Raw genomic sequence first — 16,712 nt, 5'->3', positions numbered from 1 at the left:
TGAGTCTCCAACTACAAAAAAGGGTAAGGTCTATTCTGACATTACCCGAACTTTTAAACTAGGTTCTAGCAAAATTAGCTATTTGCCGCCGTAGTAAAAAGCAACTTCCTTGTCTTTGAGAGGGGCAAAATCAGCATCAACTAGCATCTGGTTGAGTTCTGTTTGAGAAATATGCTTTGCACCAATGCGGACAATTCGCGATCGCATTGTATTGGATACTCCGCTGCGCTGCCTACCTGCTTCAATCGCCATGACTTTGTTGTAGAGTTCTAGCTTGGCTGGGGGGATAGGAGAACCATCAAAATCAATCCCATTAGCAATCGCGCGATCGATAGCATCTGCGCCTGTAGTTGCTTGAGTATCTGAGTTCATATTGAATAAAACTTACATCTAGAGCAAAGGTATTTTACCAGTTGTAGTTAACCAAAAGTCGAGCCATTCCAGCCCCACATTGCCCCTTTAGCATCGGCAAACTCAATATAAATTCTATTTTTGTCTATATTTAGCGCTTGGTTAATTTGCTGACAAAAATCTTGGCTCATCGTATTAGTTTGCTCTGGTTTCATATTGCCAACGCTTTTAATCTCGATGTAGCACGCTGGCTCTAAAGTACCTGCAAATGTCATCGGCACGTTCGATTCAAACGCAGTCATCACATAACTTTCCGGCTTACCTAAATGCTTAGACAACTTAGCGGAAAGATTTTTCAGCAATGTTTCTACTTCAGATTTATCAGTATGAGCAACAGAAGTCTGAACTTTAATTAACGGCATACATAGTCTCGCATCAAACTTAATTGTTAGATAGTCTTTAATTCTCAGCTGATTCACTGGCTCAAAACTATATTATTAAATGGTCTTGAATTTTGAGCTAATTTAGTGGCTCAAAACTCAAAACTATTACTAGCCTCCGTATTGCCAACCTGTAGTTTCTAGGCGGAGAGATTCGCCTTCGCGGTGAACCCCAGCAGCAATTACTTCACCAACATAAACGGTATGATCGCCTTTTTCTATTGCCCCAACAACTTGACACTCAATGTAACCCAAAGAATCCGAAATAATCGGGCAGCCTGTTTCGCCGGGGTAAAATTCTACATCGTCAAACTTGTTTTCGACTCGACGCTGAGGTTGAAAAAACTTTTGTGCTATGTCCTTTTGTTCTGCATCTAGAAAGCTGATAGCAAAAACACCGCTGTTTTTAATCATGGCGTGAGATTTGGAGTCTTGCTTGACGCAGTTGACGACCAAAGGTGGCTTAAAAGAAGCTTGCATCAACCAACTTGCAGTAAAGCCGTTGACTTCTTCCCCATCTTTGACCCCGCAGATATAAAGCCCGTGAGGGATTTTCCGCAGCATAGTTTTTTTAGCTTGTTCGTCTAGCAAGGATGATGCTCCTACTTAGTCCTACACTTTTGATGCTATATGGTTTTGCTCAAAGCGCCAAGGTAAGTTTTAGATGTGCAGTTGCGATCGCTCTAGAGCATTACATTATTAGCAGTCAATCGTTAAGTAATCGATGTCAACTACGCAAATATAGATTTTCGTAAGTTATTTTGATTGCTAGTTAGCTATTGAAGCTATCTACCATCTAAAGGCTTCTTGAGAACAGCAAGAGATTTTCTCTAGTAGAAACATCACCTAACCCCCCAAGATGCCCCCGCTATAGCTGTACTGCGATTAGCGGCGGGTAGTTACGCCCCCAGTTTTTGAGGTCTGCGTCGTCTCAATTCAACAGCCCTCTGGTCCACAGAAACTATGCCCGTACAGAACCTCCGCGTCACAGATATAGATAATGCCCGCATAATTGATGAAAAACTTAATTGCGATCCGATCCGCGATATCCTCGGCCATATCCCGATCGGGGGTGAGCACCTCGAACTTCACATTCGCCTGGGTGTCAGAAACGATCGGTTGTCCCGACGATCGCACGTTACGACTGCCTTTACCGCCAGTCTCCACCACCGTATAACCGGTCGCCCCAGCTTCATCAATGATCTTGGCAATCTTTTTCAGCAGAACCTTTTCGGTGACGATGACGAGCTTTTTGGCTGGCTTGGCCATATTGATTACCTCCTTACATATCTATATCGATCTTGTATATCGATTATATCGATCTACTTGGTCTGCCAAGCCAACGTAGCACCGACAGACCGCGACCCGTCTGGGATTAGAGTCCGCCGATCGCTTGAGCGAGACCGACGAAGAACGGGATGCACAAGCCGATCGCAATTGGCGTACCGATGGCTGTGGACGCGCCTATATAGGCGGAGGGATTGGCTGACGGGATGCCGGCTCGCAACGTGGGCGGACCTGATATGTCTGAACTAGAGGCGGCAATGACAGCCAGAATCACAACGCCGCCCATGCTGAAGTTCGTGGTGTAGTGGGCAATCATGCCAAGACCGAAGGCGAGCAGCCCATGAATAAACGGTGCCACCACGCTATACACGACATACCACTGGGCAACCTTGCGCAGTTCGCCAATCCTTGACCAAGCCTCCATACCCATGACCAGCATCAAGATCGAAAGCAAGCCGCGAAAGAGGGGATCGTAGAAGCTTTTATAGACACTTTCCGGCTGGGTGAATATGCCAAGAGCGAGTCCTAACAACATTGCCGATAAGGCAGGACCCCGAAGGCTTTCCTCGATGATCGGCCATATCTTGACCCGATTAGCCGCAGGACCCTGCTGCTTGCTGAGATACTCCTGGCGGCTGCTGGGATAATCCTGTTTATCGGCATAATCGCCTACCGCAACAGGCTGCTTGCTGAGATACTCCTGCTTGGTAGCTTGGGTTGCTGCAATATGCTTCTTCTTGTTGAGATAAATGTTGGCTACAACAATTGCCGTTACAAGCGCTGGGATATCCATGAAGGGATAGAGTGCGCCAGCCCATGCCTCGTATGAAATTTTTTGTTCTTCCAGTACCGTCAGACCAGCAGCCATAGTGGATCCACTCACGGCTCCAAACAACCCCCCAGTTGCGATCGCATCGACGACATTGACCTTCGGCAGCTTGGCTAATGTATAACGCGCGATGAAGACAACAAGGATCCCTACTACTACAGCACTGATCGTGGGTAACACCATGTCCGCCAGGTTGGAATTACGGATGGCAATTCCACCGGTCAGACCAATTTTGGTGAGCAGCATAAAGACGATGATCGTACAAATCGACTCGGGAATTACCAATTCACTTCCGAGAGCAGCAATGACCATCCCACCAATCAAAAAGGCGAGTGTTGGGGACTGCAACTGCTTAACAAAGTCCATTAAAAAAAAGGACCAAAAATCCACGAATACCTCCTTGTGCCTCCTCTGATGAAGAGGATTGCAATAAATGAACTTTCAATAGCTAAAGAGAGCAAGAGTGAGGTGCTTCACTAGAGCGAAATAACTATAAGCAACCCATTTCATAGAAAGGGTCGGCTGTAGATAAAATTGGCTGAAAAATGGAATCTAGCATCTGCGATCGCGCACTCAAATATGTCTCAACAACAGACTGCCGAGAATGATTGCCGAGCGACTTCAATCCCTGAAAAACTAAGTCATGATAGGACACCTCGATTAATTGATGTTTGGTCAAATTGAGTCTCAAACTAATCTCACGTCTACGATAAATCCCAATAGTTAAATCATTTGAATATTTTTAACTGTACGCTACTTCGGGTAGTAGTATTTATTGGACGATCGAGAAAAAAGTTTTTGTCTCTATAGAGATTCTCTATGGTTTTTAGATCGCTAGCTTCGCGAAGCCAGCAGTCGGGGGCAGCAGCCCAACAAGTCGTTTTAAGAGTATTCAAGTGCAGCTTAAGACGTTGAAATTCGAGATGGATGAAAACTCGTCGAAATGTCGTTACGGCTCATCAGATCGGCAGAGATTTGCAAGGCAATTTGCTGGCGGATGCGACAATTGAGCAAATCTTTACTATTGAGGATGGTTCGATTAGTCTTTATGAAATTGGCGAAACCGAAACAATCAAGAGAGGATTCAAAAGACGAGAACTTCCAATTACCACTGCGGCAACTTGGTGTTGAGGCTATCGAGGATTAAGTCTAGCTCTTTATCTAACTACGCCCATACACCCAAGCATATTCAGGTTTTCTGTTGGGAGCAGGAGTTCATTAGCGGCAAGTGATGGGCATCGTTAAATGCGATTACTTCTGAGCATAAATGTTAATGTAATTATTTTTAGTTATTCATGTCGATTCAATATCAATTCCAGGGATATACTCAACAAATAGGCTTTCTTTAACACTACAAACACTATCGTATTTCTAGTTAGCTTGAATTTACCCGCTTACCAACTATTTTCGCTTGCACCCCAACCGCACTGAAGCTCTGCGTCAAACGGTTGACCATGCGTATAGCAAAGTTGTTACTGTTTAAAGAACGATTGTTAGTAAGGACGCGCAACCGCCCGTCCTACAGGCAATTTGATTTGAACTTGTCGTTAGAAAAACCCTGACTCATGTTTTTTATTTCTGCGATCGCGCCTTTATTTCCTCCTTTGTTAGCAACTGCTGAAGCAGAAAATGCGCCAATTGTTTCCTCTGGCGTGTTACTAAGCCTCGTGGCAATCTATTTTGCCAGCAAACTAGGTGCTGAGGTGTCAAAACGGTTAGATTTTCCGCCAGTTTTGGGCGAACTGGTTGCTGGAGTGGTTATCGGCGTATCTGCCTTGCATTTAGTGATTTTTCCTGAAGGTGGGCTGCAAGCTACTGATTCGGCTGTGATGTCTGTTCTGCAATGGATTAACGGACTAACGCCAGAAGCATTAAATAGCGTATTCCAATCCCAAAGCGAAGTAATTTCGGTGCTAGCAGAGCTAGGAGCGATCGTTTTGCTGTTTGAAATTGGACTAGAATCAGATTTACGCCAGTTGCAGGCAGTCGGCACTCAAGCAACGATTGTCGCCTTTGTTGGGGTGGCTGTTCCTTTTGCAGTAGGTACAGTTGGGCTAATGATGCTGTTCAATGTTGCGGCGATTCCGGCAATTTTTGCTGGGGCGGCTTTGACGGCAACTAGCATCGGCATCACTTCCAAAGTGCTGTCTGAATTAGGTCGGCTCAAGTCGAAGGAAGGGCAAATTATTGTCGGCGCTGCGGTGATTGATGATGTGTTAGGCATCATTGTCCTAGCAGTAGTTGCCAGTTTAGCCAAAACAGGTGAAGTCGATGTCATGAATGTAATTTACTTAATTGTGAGCGCAACTGCATTTTTGCTCGGTTCGATCCTATTAGGTAGCATCTTCAACAAAACCTTTGTTGCCCTTGTAAACAAGCTCGAAACTCGTGGCAATATTATCATTCCAGCATTTATCTTTGCCTTCTTCATGGCGTTTTTAGGCAACGCAATTCACCTAGAAGCAATATTAGGAGCTTTCGCCGCTGGGTTAGTTTTAGACGAAACTGATGCCCGCAACGAGTTAGACGAACTGGTAAAACCGATCGCCGATCTATTAGTTCCCATCTTCTTTGTTACCGTTGGCGCGAGGGCAGATTTAAGCGTTCTCAATCCGTTAATCCCTGAAAACCGCGCTGGCTTGGCGATCGCCGTATTTTTGATTGTCGTGGCGATCGTTGGTAAGGTTGCTACGGGTTGGGCGGTCTTCGGTCAACCAGGAATTAATCGCCTAGCAATTGGGGTAGGTATGATTCCGCGCGGTGAAGTGGGGCTAGTATTTGCAGGCATTGGTTCTGCTAGTGGCGTACTCGACAAACCCTTAGAAGCTGCCATCATCATCATGGTGATTTTGACTACCTTCCTCGCACCGCCCTTCCTCCGAGTCGCTTTTGGACAGTCTGAGGAACCACCTACAGGTGGCGAACCCTCAATGGAAGCAACGGCGGTAAGTAAAACCTAAAAATTAAGTGCATTTTGTCATCCTTGCCATGTTAGAAGCGTGTGTTTTTGCAACTATCTTGTGTGGATTTTTCGGCATCATCTTCAAGAACAATTTGGTGATGAAAATCATCTCAATGGATGTGATGAGTACGGGGGTAATTGCCTATTACGTGCTAATTGCATCGCGGGATGGCTTATTTACTCCGATTCTTGCCGATGGTAAAACAGACACTTACGCCGATCCGGTTCCCCAAGCAGTAATCTTAACGGCGATCGTTATCGGCTTTTCGATTCAGGCACTAATGTTGGTAGGGGTGATGAAATTAGCAAGGGATAATCCCACCCTGGAGACTAGCGAAATCGAGCAGAGTAATGCGCCATGAATACCCTAACGATTATCTGGATTGCCTTACCGTTTTTCGTTGGGTTTATCAGTTATTTGTTCCCTCGGTTCGATCGCATCTGCTCGTTGGGGGTAGCAATCGCTTCTACAATCTATGCGCTGTGGCTGTTTACGCAACCAACCCTAACCCTACAATTACTAGATAACTTTGGTGTCACCTTACTGCTCGATCGCTTGAGCGGCTTTTTTATCCTCACCAATGCGTTAGTAACAGCAGCCGTCATTCTCTACTGCTGGAACAGTGGTAGAAGCGCTTTTTTCTATATGCAGATTGCCATTCTGCATGGTAGCGTCAATGCTGCATTTGCTTGCACAGATTTCATCAGTCTGTATGTTGCCTTAGAAGTAATAAGTATCGCCGCATTTTTATTAATTGCTTACCCGCGAACGGATAGATCGATTTGGGTGGGCTTGCGCTATCTCTTTACTAGCAACGTTGCCATGTTGTTTTACCTAGTAGGCGCAGTGCTAGTTTACAAAGCCACCCATTCTTTCACGTTTGCTGGATTGCCCAAAGCGCCCCCAGAAGCAGTAGCTCTAATTTTTGCGGGACTGTTGGTTAAAGGAGGTATTTTTGTATCGGGATTGTGGCTGCCTTTAACTCATTCTGAATCGGAAACGCCTGTATCGGCAATGCTGTCAGGCGCGGTAGTTAAAGCAGGCATCCTGCCGATGGTGCGCTGCGCTGTGCTGGTAGAGGAAGTAGATCCTCTAATTCGCTTGTTTGGTGTGGGAACTGCTCTATTAGGAGTTGGTTATGCCGTCTTTGAAAAAGACACCAAACGAATGCTGGCGTTTAGTACAGTTTCGCAGTTGGGCTTTATTCTCGCAGCACCAGAAGTCGGTGGATTTTATGCCCTAACTCACGGGTTAGTAAAATCGGCACTGTTTTTGATTGCTGGAGTTCTCCCCAGTCGCAACTTCAAGGAACTGCAACAGCAGCCGATCCATACCTCTATCTGGATTGCTCTAGTTATCGCTAGTTTTTCTATCTCAGGATTTCCGCTACTGTCAGGATTTGGGGCAAAAGTATTGACGATGAAAAGTTTATTGCCCTGGCAGGCGATCGCTATGAACGTTGCGGCACTAGGAACGGCAATCGCTTTTGCTAAATTCATTTTTCTGCCCCATCACTGGCAGGAGAAACAAGCAAAAATTCAACCTGGTTTTTGGGCGGCGATCGCTTTGTTGATTGCAGGATTATTTATAGCGAATATAGCGTACTACGAAGCTTACAGTTTCGCCAATGTTGTTAAACCTTTAGCAACGATCGCTCTAGGTTGGCTGGCATATTTATTCATTTTTCGCCAACTTGTTATCAAACTACCGCGTTTATTGGAGCAATTCGATCACCTGATCGGGGTAATGAGTTTGACTTTAATTGTACTTTTCTGGATGGTGCTGGCATGATCGGCTATCTCCATATTATTTTGCGATTGGTCATCTGGTTTTTGCTCACAGCTAACTTGAGTGTGGCAAATATCATCATTGGCGTTTGTGTCGCCCTTTTATTACCCCACCCTCGTACTGCCCCTGGAGCCGTAAAAGACTGGCTGCGGGCATTGGGCAAAATTGTGGTGGCGATTCCGCAAGCGTATGTAGAAGCATTTGAACTAATATTTCGTCCCCATACCCAGGAATACATCACAAGGGAACGAGTCAAACCGAGGCGATCGCCAGGACTAATATTTTTAGATATATTTCTCATTACCTTTACACCCAAAACCATTGTAGTGAAGTACCACGAAGATGGCTGGTACGAAGTTCATCGAGTTAGGCAAAGGCAACAATGAATGTGCTGTTAATTGCGATGATTGTAGCGTTGCTGATTCCCATCTATAAGGCATGGCAGGATGAGGATATTTGGCAGAAGATGCTTGCCTTCACAAGTATTGCTACCAAAGCATCGGTGATGATTTTAGTTGTCTCTGTAGCGCGTGGCGATTGGATGATTGGAGTTGTGGGGGCGATCGTTTTGAGTGTAGGCAATGCTGGATTAATGTTACTAGCACATACAATTAAACAGATGAACGAACAATGATTGATATTTTCAGCTATATCTGCATCAGCGTGGGCATTGTCTTCTGGTTTTGGGGTACTATTCCCCTACTCGGCGAGCGATCGCTTTTGTTCAAATTGCACAGCCTTTCAGTTGCCGACACCCTCGGCTCGATGAGCATCATTTTCGGGTTGCTCCTCAAAATTCCCAACCAATGGTCGTTACTCGTGCTGGCGTTGATATCATTAGCAATTTGGAATACGGTGCTGGGGTACGTGCTGGCATACTGCTCCAGCAGTGGAGAAAGTGATGGACGATAGCTACATTTATGTCATCGTTGCTTTGCTACCTTTGGCTGCGGTGATACTCACCATCCAGGTCGATCCCTATAAGGCACTGGTTGTTCGCGGTATTTTAGGAGCGATCGCTGCTTTGGTATATGCTGTTTTGGGAGCGGCAGATGTGGCTTTAACTGAGGCATTGGTGGGAACGATGCTGGCAATTGCCCTGTATGCGATCGCGGTGCGATCGTCGCTTGTGATGCGAATTGGAGTTCTCGATCGTGAATTAAGTCAGACGAAGGATGCAGATACTTTCGCTGACTTACGAACAATTGCCAAAAAATATCATCTGCGGCTAGAACTACTTCCTTATCCCGATCCAGAGTCTTTACAGCAAGCATTGATGGCAAAAGAAGTTCATGCTACTTGCAAAGAGCGATCGCCAACAGATCTTCAAGATTTTGAGCCTGAAGGGCAACGCTATCACACAACAATCCGCATCCGCCGCTTGCACAACATCCTGCAAACCGAACTGACACTACCCGCCACCTGCCTAACCTACACTCCAGTACCAGATTTAGGAGATGAGCATTAAATGAAATGGCTATACGTTGCCGCTGGCATTGCTATATTTTTTAAATTCCTATTCGTACCCAACCCAATTGCCGAGGCTGGCGATCTCTCGATTGTAGAAGCCGTTGTGCTAGATAGCGGCGTACCCAATGCAGTTTCGGGCATAATTTTCAGAAATCGGTTGTACGACACGATCTTTGAAGTGATCGTGTTTACGATCGCGATTATGGGCGCTCAATTTTTGCTGGCAAATGAACGACCTTTCAAGATTGTCCATCGGTTTAGCGATCGCACCTCCGTTGTTTTGGCACAACTAGGTGCAACTATTGCGGCAATTGTTGGGGTAGAACTAGCAATTCGGGGGCATCTCAGCCCTGGCGGTGGATTTGCTGCAGGAGTAGCAGGCGGAACCGCTATTGGACTTGTGGCGATCGTTTCCTCTTCAGAGTTGATGGAGTCAATTTACGAGCGTTGGCAGGCTGCTTCTTGGGAAAAGGTTTCAGTTTTGGCGTTCATCGTGCTGGCGGCGGTGACGCTGGTTGGGATTGAATTACCTCACGGTAAGTTAGGCGAACTATTTAGCGGCGGGATTATTCCTATCCTTAATATCCTAGTAGCAATCAAAGTTGCTTTAGGATCGTGGGCAGTAATTTTAGTATTTATTCGCTATCGAGGATTGTTGTAAATAGGGTGAAGTGCGGTCAGCTTTACCTAAATTGTTCTGGTACACAAATTACGCTGATTCTAAATGAGTAACTGGAATCTGCTCGGTTCTCTCTGGCGATTTTACGCCCGTTGCAATTTCATGAACTAGATGCAGAATATCTGCTGAGTAATATCGATTGCTACAGTTATCGCAGACTCCAATTGTGACATTCTCAAGAATGACAAATCCATCCCGATGCTTGAATGCTTCACGCTTGACTGTGCGAGGCTGAACTGTACCTTCACAATATTCACAACTATAACCATACATATACTTATCTCTACAATTCAGTGACTTCATAGACTGTAATAATTAAATATCGTCCGTTGCTAGCAAACCTTCCAACCACGCCAACAGGAGTTTGCCCTTCGAGTGCTGTCCCCTTTATTACATATTTTGTGCCTCTAGGGTCATCTTTTTCAACTCGAATAACTTGACCGTTTAAAACTGCTGCTTCCACATCCAAAATGGTCAGGTAATCTTCAGCCATTTCCTCCATTGCATGGGCTGACATATCGTACTGGCGAAGTCGAACTTTCTCTCTAATACGGTCAATATCGCTACGAGACACAGAAGCTCTCAATTACTAACTAAACAACCTTTTTATTAGTCTTTTCTGGACGAAATAAATGATTATGTTTGGGATGGTATAAACGCGATCGCCCCTATACAACAGCGATTGAGATTTAAAATTAGGTGAGTTATCAAGACAAATGAGATCGCGCTCTACCTCCTCCATTTACTCAAGATCGATTTTGTACCTTTCTCGAATAGAGTCTGATTTGAATGCTGTATTATTTCGTTTGCGAATAAAGTTAAATTCTTTAAGTAGAGATTCATTAGGAATAAATAGTCTTCCCCAATCATAGTTGACGTGTATAATTTCTTGCTCGTAACATTCAAGAGTTGTGAGAGCCATGCTAGTTATGCTTGAGTAAGCCAATCTACTGTAGCCATCATCAGTTACTACAAGAATTGGCGATGATTCATTTCCATCACAAATCGCGAAGTGAATCCAGTCATCAAAATCTGGAAACATAACAAAGGTTGGGACTTCCAATTTTTCCACGATTAACTCACATTCAGAGGCTACATAAGGTTGATGGTAGCTATATTGAATCGCGTTCTCTAATGGCATCGCGCAAAGAGTTTCATCATAAAAGGGCGTGAAGAATAAATCGCAGCCATTTGTCCACTGATATAACTCTTTAATTTCTTGAGTTAGTTGAACAGGTAAATCTTGTACTTGGTTATCAATCTCTTCAGAGGTTAGCCCTGGCTTTAATAATTCTGCTACACCTGGATGATTCTGCCACAGCCAATATTCAAGCCGATCGAGCGTTTCTGTTAAAACTGTCATAAAGCCAATTTTTTACCTTCTCATAGTTTACAAGCAGATTTTGCTGTATTAATGTATACTTTGCAGTTTTATGAATGAAATAAACATCGCGTTTGAGATGGTACGAAGTGCGATCGCATTTCTAGCCTAAATGTGCAAGATGAGCTACTGGAATGCGATCGTAAATCTCTGCATTTTCTTCCTGAGCTTGCCGCAGATCGTATTGCAACTGTAAGTTCAACCAAAATTGAGCGCTGTTACCAAAATATCGTGACAAACGCAAAGCTGTATCTGCTGTAATGCTACGCTTATGAGCTAAAATCTCGCTGATTCTTGTCTGAGCGACACCTATATCTTTACTTAATCGATAGGGTGTGATGTTGAGTGGTTCCAAAAAATCTAGTCGGAGGATTTCCCCAGGATGAATATTTGGCAAACGGTTGTTCATACTAATCTTAGTGGTAGTCTACAATTTCGACTTGCTGCGCGTTATTTTCATCTGTCCAAACAAAGCAAATTCTCCAACGATCGTTGATACGCATACTATACTGCCCCTGGCGATCGCCAACTAATTTCTCTAATCTATTACCAGGTGGGATGCGTAAATCGTTAATTGACACCGCAGCGTTAAGTAGAAGAAGCTTGCGTAAAGCAATTTTTTGAATATCAATTGGGTAGTAGCGAGATACCAAGCCTTCAAATATAAGCCTTGTCTCATCAGACTTAAAACTTATAATCACGATTGTACTGTTTGACGTTAGTATCGTCAAACAGTAGTAAAGATTTATACTTTTGTCAATTAAGTCAGCGGATGTCCATAATCTATGCTCTGAAATTAGACTAAGTGATTCTTTTTTTAGAAACGAGATCGCTCAACTAAAAAACTCTATCTGTACTCTTTCTGGGGCGAAACAAATGATTGTGTTCGGGATGGTACAAACGCGATCGCACTTCACCCATATCCTGCAATGCTGGACTAATCACATACAAAGTTGTTCTAATTAGCTTCTCTTTATGAGTAACTTCTGCCATTTTGTCAAGTGATACAACTACAATCTTTTCATCTTCCCAACCCAAGCGATAGCAAATAGCTACAGGTGTTGTTGCTGGGTAATGTTCTAATAGTTGAGATTGAGCATCTTCTATATGACGGGCGCTTAGATACAGGCACAAACTAGCTTGATGGGCGGCTAAGGATGCTAATTCTTCGGTTGCAGGTACTTGGGTACGTCCGCTGATGCGACTGAGAATAATTGTCTGTACAAGTCCTGGAATTGTTAATTCTACTTTGAGTTTGGCTGCGGCGGCTTGAAAGGCACTAATTCCAGGAATAACTTCAAAGGGAATATCAGCAGCAGCTAAAGCTTGCATTTGTTCGTGGATAGCGCTGTAAAGACTGGGATCTCCTGATTGCAAGCGGATTACAGACTTATGCGATCGCACTTTCTCCACCATCAAGGGCAATATTTCTTCTAATGTCTTATTGGCTGTGCGGATAATTTCTGCATCTTTTCGACATAATTCTAATATCTGCTGCGGTACTAAAGAGTCAGCAAATAAAAGTACATCAGCTTGGCTGATAAGTTTCTGCGCCTTAACTGTCAATAAGTCAGGATCGCCTGGACCTGCACCCACAAGGTAAACTGCTGGTGTTAATAAAGTTGTAGATTCGGACATAGAGGGCGATCGCTAATTCTTTAAAAAAGTTTCTCAAAATTTCCGTTTTTTTGCGGAACTCAATTATCGACTTATGTAGTAACAAAAGGTAGATGCACCCTGGTTAAGCTCTAGAGTCAAAATCTAGAGCTTTTTTCTTACACTTCATCGGCGCGATAGTTCTTTATCTTCGTGCTGTACGGGGACAACATCGGGTAAAGAACGTTTGTAACCATATAACCATACTAATCCAGCTAATCCTAAACTAATTCCTACCAAACTGACAACTTGCGCCATCCGCAAAGGTCCGAGCATTAGGCTATCTGTACGCAAGCCTTCTATCCAGACTCGCCCTAAGCTATAAGCTACTAAATAAACTAGGAACAAAGTACCTGTTTTCAGACGAGGCTTACCTTGCAAACCTCGGAAAAATAAGGTAAGTAGCAAGCCAAATACCATTAAATTCCATAGCGACTCGTATAAAAATGTGGGATGAAAATACTCAAAATTAGCAAACTGTAAGGGGCGATGTTCTGGAGGAATATACAGTTTCCAAGGCAAATTGGTAGGATCGCCAAAAGCTTCCGAGTTGAAAAAGTTGCCCCAGCGCCCGATCGCTTGTCCTAGAATCAGAGAGGGTGCAACCAAATCTGCTAATTGCCAAAAAGAAATATGTTTGAGCCGAGCAAAAATTAATGTCGCTATTGTCCCACCGATAATTGCGCCATGAATGGCAATTCCCCCTTCCCAAATCGCGATAATGCGCTCTGGATTTTGGGCATATCTCGACCACTCGAAGATAACGTAATACAACCTGGCTGCGGGAATTGCCCCAATTATCAACCAAATAACTAAATCGCCCAATAAATCGGGGTCAACATGACGGCGCTTGGCTAAATATTGAGATAGAGTAATGCCAATCATTACCGCTGATGCGATTAACAAACCATACCAGCGAATAGTTATCGGTCCAAGATCGACTAATATCGGACCTGGTGAAGTAAATTGCCAAGCTAAGGGTAAAACCATACAACTATAAATAACGGGCGATCGCATAATTTTAGCTTTGCAGCGCCACACTTGGTTTTAACCCAACTAATAAGTTAACGTCGAAGTATATTAATTAATTTTCCTTATATGGGCAGTCAAGACCAAATTACTACAAATACTCTAGATAAGCCTAAACCAAGTCCGCTATTAGGTTTAAGTTTAGAAGAATTAACTAATTGGGTAGTCGAGCGCGATCAACCTGCCTATCGTGGCAAACAATTACACGATTGGATCTACCATAAAGGCGCACGCAGCCTCAACGATATTTCTGTGTTTTCCAAACAGTGGCGCTCTTCTGTAGCTGATTTCCCTATTGGGCGTTCTCTTATTCACTTTCGTTCTCAAGCTACCGATGGAACTGTAAAATACTTGCTGAAGCTTGCAGACGGGCAAATTGTCGAGGCTGTTGGTATTCCTACCGACAAACGGCTAACTGTTTGCGTTTCTACTCAAGTTGGCTGTCCGATGGCTTGCGATTTTTGCGCTACTGGTAAAGGTGGTTTCTTACGCAATTTAGCAGCTTATGAAATTATCGATCAAGTCCTGACTGTCCAAGCAGACTTTCAGCGCCGCGTCAGCCATATCGTATTTATGGGTATGGGCGAACCATTGTTAAATACTGATAGCGTTTTAAAAGCGATTAAATCTCTCAATCAAGATGTGGGGATTGGGCAACGGTGCATGACTGTTTCCACAGTTGGGATTCGCGATCGCATTCGGAAATTTGCTCAACACCAACTGCAAGTTACTCTTGCTGTCAGCCTCCACGCCTCTAATCAAGCTTTACGCGCAAAACTTATTCCTAGCGCTAGCAATTATCCCATTCAAGACTTACTTACTGAATGTCGGGAATACGTACAAGTTACAGGTCGTCGCGTCAGTTTTGAATATATTTTACTTGCGGGAGTGAACGATCTGCCAGAGCAAGCAGTTGAACTAGCCCAACTGCTGCGTGGTTTTCAATGTCATGTTAATTTAATTCCCTACAATCCCATTGCTGAGGCAGAATACAAACGTCCAAGCTCTCGTGCTATTCAAGATTTTACGAGCATCCTAACGCAACATCAAATCGCTGTTAGCGTGCGTTACTCGCGTGGATTGGATGCAAATGCTGCTTGCGGGCAACTCCGCACTACGCAGGTTTAGACGGCGATAGCTTATTCCTGGCGAATAAGCCTCAATTACTCTACCTGTTTCCGAACAAGTTACCATCAGATAGTCGCAACTTGGGCATTGCGTTCGAGTTAGTTTACTATGTGTTATGTAGTGGCGTTCGCCTTCGCTGCCGCAATTTGGGCAACGAATTTTTTGAAAATATTGCATTTTGTAGTAACCTCTTAATTAGTGGAAAAAAAGCAAGAATAAAGGTAAATAATCAAAAATTCCCAAAAAAGTACGGAAAACCTCCTAAAGTTGCTGGAGATTTTTTGTCTGCTAAAGCCTAGATGACGCGATTTATATACTGTTGTCTCACTTTTATTGTGCAAGTAATTTCAGTCACTTGCGTATAACTTTAGGCAGACTATTAAGCTTTTTGCTGCAACCTCCTATCTCTATAATTGTTGATCCCCGATGGTAATTCCTCTGTATTCTAGCCTTTATACATAAATTACCTAGAAATTTAACTAAAAGTTAATCCTTTAAGATTGAGCAGATATTCAGTGCTTAAAAGCACATAAAGCATCTATATCTTGTTCAATTAGGCTCGTTGATTGCTAATCTTGCCATGATAAATCCTGCTGATATAATAGTTCTACGGCTTGACGGCTTCATCATGCGATCGCTGCAAGTTTTAGATTATGTCTCAAAATATAGCTGACGTAGCGTAGCTGTTGACTGCGGCAACTGTTGTGCTAAGAGTGTATCTAAATGTTCCTCAATAGTCTTAGGTGGGTTTTTAAGCCTGCTTCGTTGCCTTTCTATTGCAGTGCATACTTTCGCCGGATTAAGGTCAATTAGATGCAAAATAAATTCATCTGGGTGTTGAGGTTCAACCCCAAACTCGCTAAGTATTTGCATAGGAAAGTCATCTAAGTTAAAAGTGACAATTATATCGGCTTGAGCGCGAATTGCTGCAGCAAGAACATGGCGATCGTTTGGATCTGGAAGTTGTAAACCTGGAACTAGCGCTTGATAACCTGTCACCAAGCAATCTCGCACAGCAATATTCATGAGAGTTTTAGTTTTAGTTAGCCTTTCGCTTGTAAGGTCAGAACGATTTTTTAAAACGTTTTTTATCCATTCATCATGAATCTCCTCTGTCCAACGGGCTTTAAATAGATCGGTGAGCGCAAGTTCCATCAGAAAATCGCGAAGCGGTGCTGGATATAGAACACACGCATCGTAAATAGCAGTGAAATTTGCCACGATTTTCTAATATCCCATATTCAGTTCTTGCGCCTCCGCAACAAGCTCGTCAAGGACTTGCCGACGTTCGGCATCAATTTTATTTTTGTAATCTATTAAATCTTGATAGCGCACGCGGCGGCGCGTTCCTACTTTACGATAAGGTATTGCTCCAGACTCCAGTAAACCTACTAAATAAGGACGAGAGACATTAAGAATATCTGCAGCTTCTTGGGTAGTAAGTTCGGCGTGTATGGGAATCAGCGTCACAGCGTTACCATTAGCCATTTGTGCCAAAATGTCAATTAATAGATTAAAGGCTACTGCAGGTACAGCAATTGTCTCGCTAGTAGTATCGTCTTTAACAAGTTTTATATTCTGATAATCTCCAGATTTCTGCACGTAAGCTGCTAATTTTCGACTGCTAGCTTGAGCGAGACTTGCTTCTGCTTCAGTAGGTAAAAGGGGAGTTGAACTTTGATGTATGGAAACTTTCATGAATACTGCTCAA

The 16,712-nt window shown here is 43.7% G+C and carries 25 protein-coding genes; 10 read left to right on the top strand and 15 right to left on the bottom strand.

Translation table 11 applies throughout. The features are described from left to right. Positions 1-78: 78 nt before the first annotated feature. The 6 genes from UH38_RS02335 to UH38_RS26140 form a co-directional block, all read right to left on the bottom strand. Positions 79-372, bottom strand: coding sequence for a small RNA NsiR4-regulated ssr1528 family protein (locus UH38_RS02335; protein WP_045052966.1), 294 nt, complete (start codon positions 370-372; stop codon positions 79-81). 47 nt (positions 373-419) lie between these two features. Then, a complete protein-coding gene (locus UH38_RS02330) occupies positions 420-773 on the bottom strand; it encodes a phenylpyruvate tautomerase MIF-related protein (RefSeq protein ID WP_045052965.1) in 354 nt (117 codons plus the stop codon). Positions 774-902: 129 nt separating this feature from the next. After that, positions 903-1,382, bottom strand: a complete 480-nt coding sequence (locus UH38_RS02325; RefSeq protein ID WP_045052964.1) for a flavin reductase family protein — start codon at positions 1,380-1,382, stop codon at positions 903-905. 345 nt (positions 1,383-1,727) lie between these two features. Then, complete coding sequence (locus UH38_RS02320; protein WP_045052963.1) at positions 1,728-2,060, bottom strand: P-II family nitrogen regulator; 333 nt, start codon at positions 2,058-2,060, stop codon at positions 1,728-1,730. A gap of 106 nt (positions 2,061-2,166) precedes the next feature. Continuing rightward, the gene (locus UH38_RS02315) at positions 2,167-3,297 is read right to left on the bottom strand and encodes a sodium-dependent bicarbonate transport family permease (protein ID WP_045052962.1); all 1,131 of its coding nucleotides are present in this window, start codon (positions 3,295-3,297) and stop codon (positions 2,167-2,169) included. A 100-nt stretch (positions 3,298-3,397) separates the two neighbouring features. After that, complete coding sequence (locus tag UH38_RS26140; protein ID WP_235355018.1) at positions 3,398-3,598, bottom strand: hypothetical protein; 201 nt, start codon at positions 3,596-3,598, stop codon at positions 3,398-3,400. 236 nt (positions 3,599-3,834) lie between these two features. Here UH38_RS26140 and UH38_RS02310 point away from each other — a divergent pair, with 236 nt between their 5' ends. The 9 genes from UH38_RS02310 (at position 3,835) to UH38_RS02270 (ending at position 9,789) form a co-directional block, all read left to right on the top strand. Continuing rightward, positions 3,835-4,038: a hypothetical protein gene (locus UH38_RS02310; RefSeq protein ID WP_052672219.1), complete on the top strand. Its 204-nt coding sequence runs from the start codon at positions 3,835-3,837 to the stop codon at positions 4,036-4,038. 434 nt (positions 4,039-4,472) lie between these two features. Then, positions 4,473-5,867 (top strand): cation:proton antiporter, encoded by a 1,395-nt coding sequence (locus UH38_RS02305; protein ID WP_045052961.1) that lies wholly within the window; start codon positions 4,473-4,475, stop codon positions 5,865-5,867. A 28-nt stretch (positions 5,868-5,895) separates the two neighbouring features. Next, entirely contained in the window at positions 5,896-6,231 is a 336-nt protein-coding gene (locus UH38_RS02300) for a cation:proton antiporter subunit C (protein ID WP_045053057.1), read from the top strand. After that, positions 6,228-7,661 carry a cation:proton antiporter gene (locus UH38_RS02295; protein ID WP_045052960.1) on the top strand — a complete coding sequence of 478 codons (1,434 nt, stop codon included), beginning with the start codon at positions 6,228-6,230 and terminating at the stop codon, positions 7,659-7,661. Before UH38_RS02300 ends, UH38_RS02295 begins: the two co-directional genes overlap by 4 nt. Next, positions 7,658-8,044 (top strand): Na+/H+ antiporter subunit E, encoded by a 387-nt coding sequence (locus tag UH38_RS02290; RefSeq protein WP_045052959.1) that lies wholly within the window; start codon positions 7,658-7,660, stop codon positions 8,042-8,044. The genes UH38_RS02295 and UH38_RS02290 overlap by 4 nt, the downstream gene beginning before the upstream one ends. Continuing rightward, on the top strand, positions 8,041-8,292 hold the full coding sequence (locus UH38_RS02285; protein ID WP_045052958.1) for a hypothetical protein: 252 nt from the start codon (positions 8,041-8,043) through the stop codon (positions 8,290-8,292). Before UH38_RS02290 ends, UH38_RS02285 begins: the two co-directional genes overlap by 4 nt. Next, complete coding sequence (locus UH38_RS02280) at positions 8,289-8,570, top strand: monovalent cation/H(+) antiporter subunit G (RefSeq protein WP_045052957.1); 282 nt, start codon at positions 8,289-8,291, stop codon at positions 8,568-8,570. Before UH38_RS02285 ends, UH38_RS02280 begins: the two co-directional genes overlap by 4 nt. After that, complete coding sequence (locus UH38_RS02275) at positions 8,560-9,126, top strand: DUF4040 domain-containing protein (protein WP_045052956.1); 567 nt, start codon at positions 8,560-8,562, stop codon at positions 9,124-9,126. The genes UH38_RS02280 and UH38_RS02275 overlap by 11 nt, the downstream gene beginning before the upstream one ends. Further along, on the top strand, positions 9,127-9,789 hold the full coding sequence (locus UH38_RS02270; RefSeq protein WP_045052955.1) for a Na(+)/H(+) antiporter subunit B: 663 nt from the start codon (positions 9,127-9,129) through the stop codon (positions 9,787-9,789). A 48-nt stretch (positions 9,790-9,837) separates the two neighbouring features. Here the strand turns inward: UH38_RS02270 and UH38_RS02265 are convergent, their stop codons facing one another. The 7 genes from UH38_RS02265 to lgt form a co-directional block, all read right to left on the bottom strand. Beyond that, the gene (locus tag UH38_RS02265; protein WP_045052954.1) at positions 9,838-10,080 is read right to left on the bottom strand and encodes a YgiT-type zinc finger protein; all 243 of its coding nucleotides are present in this window, start codon (positions 10,078-10,080) and stop codon (positions 9,838-9,840) included. Between the two features lie 10 nt (positions 10,081-10,090). Further along, entirely contained in the window at positions 10,091-10,324 is a 234-nt protein-coding gene (locus UH38_RS02260) for a DUF4258 domain-containing protein (protein ID WP_200892241.1), read from the bottom strand. Positions 10,325-10,549: 225 nt separating this feature from the next. Continuing rightward, entirely contained in the window at positions 10,550-11,170 is a 621-nt protein-coding gene (locus UH38_RS02255) for an SMI1/KNR4 family protein (RefSeq protein WP_045052952.1), read from the bottom strand. 121 nt (positions 11,171-11,291) lie between these two features. After that, entirely contained in the window at positions 11,292-11,597 is a 306-nt protein-coding gene (locus UH38_RS02250) for a HigA family addiction module antitoxin (protein WP_045052951.1), read from the bottom strand. A 7-nt stretch (positions 11,598-11,604) separates the two neighbouring features. Beyond that, positions 11,605-11,889, bottom strand: a complete 285-nt coding sequence (locus UH38_RS02245) for a type II toxin-antitoxin system RelE/ParE family toxin (protein ID WP_045052950.1) — start codon at positions 11,887-11,889, stop codon at positions 11,605-11,607. A gap of 136 nt (positions 11,890-12,025) precedes the next feature. Continuing rightward, positions 12,026-12,826, bottom strand: a complete 801-nt coding sequence (cobM, locus tag UH38_RS02240; protein WP_045052949.1) for a precorrin-4 C(11)-methyltransferase — start codon at positions 12,824-12,826, stop codon at positions 12,026-12,028. Between the two features lie 144 nt (positions 12,827-12,970). After that, entirely contained in the window at positions 12,971-13,861 is an 891-nt protein-coding gene (gene lgt, locus UH38_RS02235; RefSeq protein WP_235355016.1) for a prolipoprotein diacylglyceryl transferase, read from the bottom strand. 81 nt (positions 13,862-13,942) lie between these two features. Here lgt and rlmN point away from each other — a divergent pair, with 81 nt between their 5' ends. Beyond that, on the top strand, positions 13,943-15,001 hold the full coding sequence (gene rlmN / locus UH38_RS02230) for a 23S rRNA (adenine(2503)-C(2))-methyltransferase RlmN (protein ID WP_045052947.1): 1,059 nt from the start codon (positions 13,943-13,945) through the stop codon (positions 14,999-15,001). Between the two features lie 651 nt (positions 15,002-15,652). Here the strand turns inward: rlmN and UH38_RS02220 are convergent. After that, entirely contained in the window at positions 15,653-16,225 is a 573-nt protein-coding gene (locus UH38_RS02220; RefSeq protein WP_045052945.1) for a PIN domain-containing protein, read from the bottom strand. Between the two features lie 3 nt (positions 16,226-16,228). Next, a complete protein-coding gene (locus tag UH38_RS02215; protein ID WP_045052944.1) occupies positions 16,229-16,699 on the bottom strand; it encodes a helix-turn-helix domain-containing protein in 471 nt (156 codons plus the stop codon). Positions 16,700-16,712: the final 13 nt, after the last annotated feature.

Origin of the sequence: Aliterella atlantica CENA595 (assembly GCF_000952155.1) — a bacterium.
GTDB classification, from domain to species: domain Bacteria; phylum Cyanobacteriota; class Cyanobacteriia; order Cyanobacteriales; family Chroococcidiopsidaceae; genus Aliterella; species Aliterella atlantica.
The sequence above is the reverse complement of the archived record's forward strand: the minus strand, read 5'-3'. Positions and strand labels throughout refer to the sequence as shown.

What these genes read in the sequence shown, in the direction of transcription:
- UH38_RS02335 (WP_045052966.1), bottom strand. Translation starts at nt 372, where the DNA reads ATGAACTCAGATACTCAAGCAACTACAGGCGCAGATGCTATCGATCGC.
- UH38_RS02330 (WP_045052965.1), bottom strand. Translation starts at nt 773, where the DNA reads ATGCCGTTAATTAAAGTTCAGACTTCTGTTGCTCATACTGATAAATCT.
- UH38_RS02320 (WP_045052963.1), bottom strand. Translation starts at nt 2,060, where the DNA reads ATGGCCAAGCCAGCCAAAAAGCTCGTCATCGTCACCGAAAAGGTTCTG.
- UH38_RS02310 (WP_052672219.1), top strand. Translation starts at nt 3,835, where the DNA reads ATGAAAACTCGTCGAAATGTCGTTACGGCTCATCAGATCGGCAGAGAT.
- UH38_RS02305 (WP_045052961.1), top strand. Translation starts at nt 4,473, where the DNA reads ATGTTTTTTATTTCTGCGATCGCGCCTTTATTTCCTCCTTTGTTAGCA.
- UH38_RS02300 (WP_045053057.1), top strand. Translation starts at nt 5,896, where the DNA reads ATGTTAGAAGCGTGTGTTTTTGCAACTATCTTGTGTGGATTTTTCGGC.
- UH38_RS02295 (WP_045052960.1), top strand. Translation starts at nt 6,228, where the DNA reads ATGAATACCCTAACGATTATCTGGATTGCCTTACCGTTTTTCGTTGGG.
- UH38_RS02290 (WP_045052959.1), top strand. Translation starts at nt 7,658, where the DNA reads ATGATCGGCTATCTCCATATTATTTTGCGATTGGTCATCTGGTTTTTG.
- UH38_RS02285 (WP_045052958.1), top strand. Translation starts at nt 8,041, where the DNA reads ATGAATGTGCTGTTAATTGCGATGATTGTAGCGTTGCTGATTCCCATC.
- UH38_RS02280 (WP_045052957.1), top strand. Translation starts at nt 8,289, where the DNA reads ATGATTGATATTTTCAGCTATATCTGCATCAGCGTGGGCATTGTCTTC.
- UH38_RS02275 (WP_045052956.1), top strand. Translation starts at nt 8,560, where the DNA reads ATGGACGATAGCTACATTTATGTCATCGTTGCTTTGCTACCTTTGGCT.
- UH38_RS02270 (WP_045052955.1), top strand. Translation starts at nt 9,127, where the DNA reads ATGAAATGGCTATACGTTGCCGCTGGCATTGCTATATTTTTTAAATTC.
- UH38_RS02265 (WP_045052954.1), bottom strand. Translation starts at nt 10,080, where the DNA reads ATGTATGGTTATAGTTGTGAATATTGTGAAGGTACAGTTCAGCCTCGC.
- UH38_RS02260 (WP_200892241.1), bottom strand. Translation starts at nt 10,324, where the DNA reads ATGTCAGCCCATGCAATGGAGGAAATGGCTGAAGATTACCTGACCATT.
- UH38_RS02255 (WP_045052952.1), bottom strand. Translation starts at nt 11,170, where the DNA reads ATGACAGTTTTAACAGAAACGCTCGATCGGCTTGAATATTGGCTGTGG.
- UH38_RS02250 (WP_045052951.1), bottom strand. Translation starts at nt 11,597, where the DNA reads ATGAACAACCGTTTGCCAAATATTCATCCTGGGGAAATCCTCCGACTA.
- cobM (WP_045052949.1), bottom strand. Translation starts at nt 12,826, where the DNA reads ATGTCCGAATCTACAACTTTATTAACACCAGCAGTTTACCTTGTGGGT.
- lgt (WP_235355016.1), bottom strand. Translation starts at nt 13,861, where the DNA reads ATGCGATCGCCCGTTATTTATAGTTGTATGGTTTTACCCTTAGCTTGG.
- rlmN (WP_045052947.1), top strand. Translation starts at nt 13,943, where the DNA reads ATGGGCAGTCAAGACCAAATTACTACAAATACTCTAGATAAGCCTAAA.
- UH38_RS02215 (WP_045052944.1), bottom strand. Translation starts at nt 16,699, where the DNA reads ATGAAAGTTTCCATACATCAAAGTTCAACTCCCCTTTTACCTACTGAA.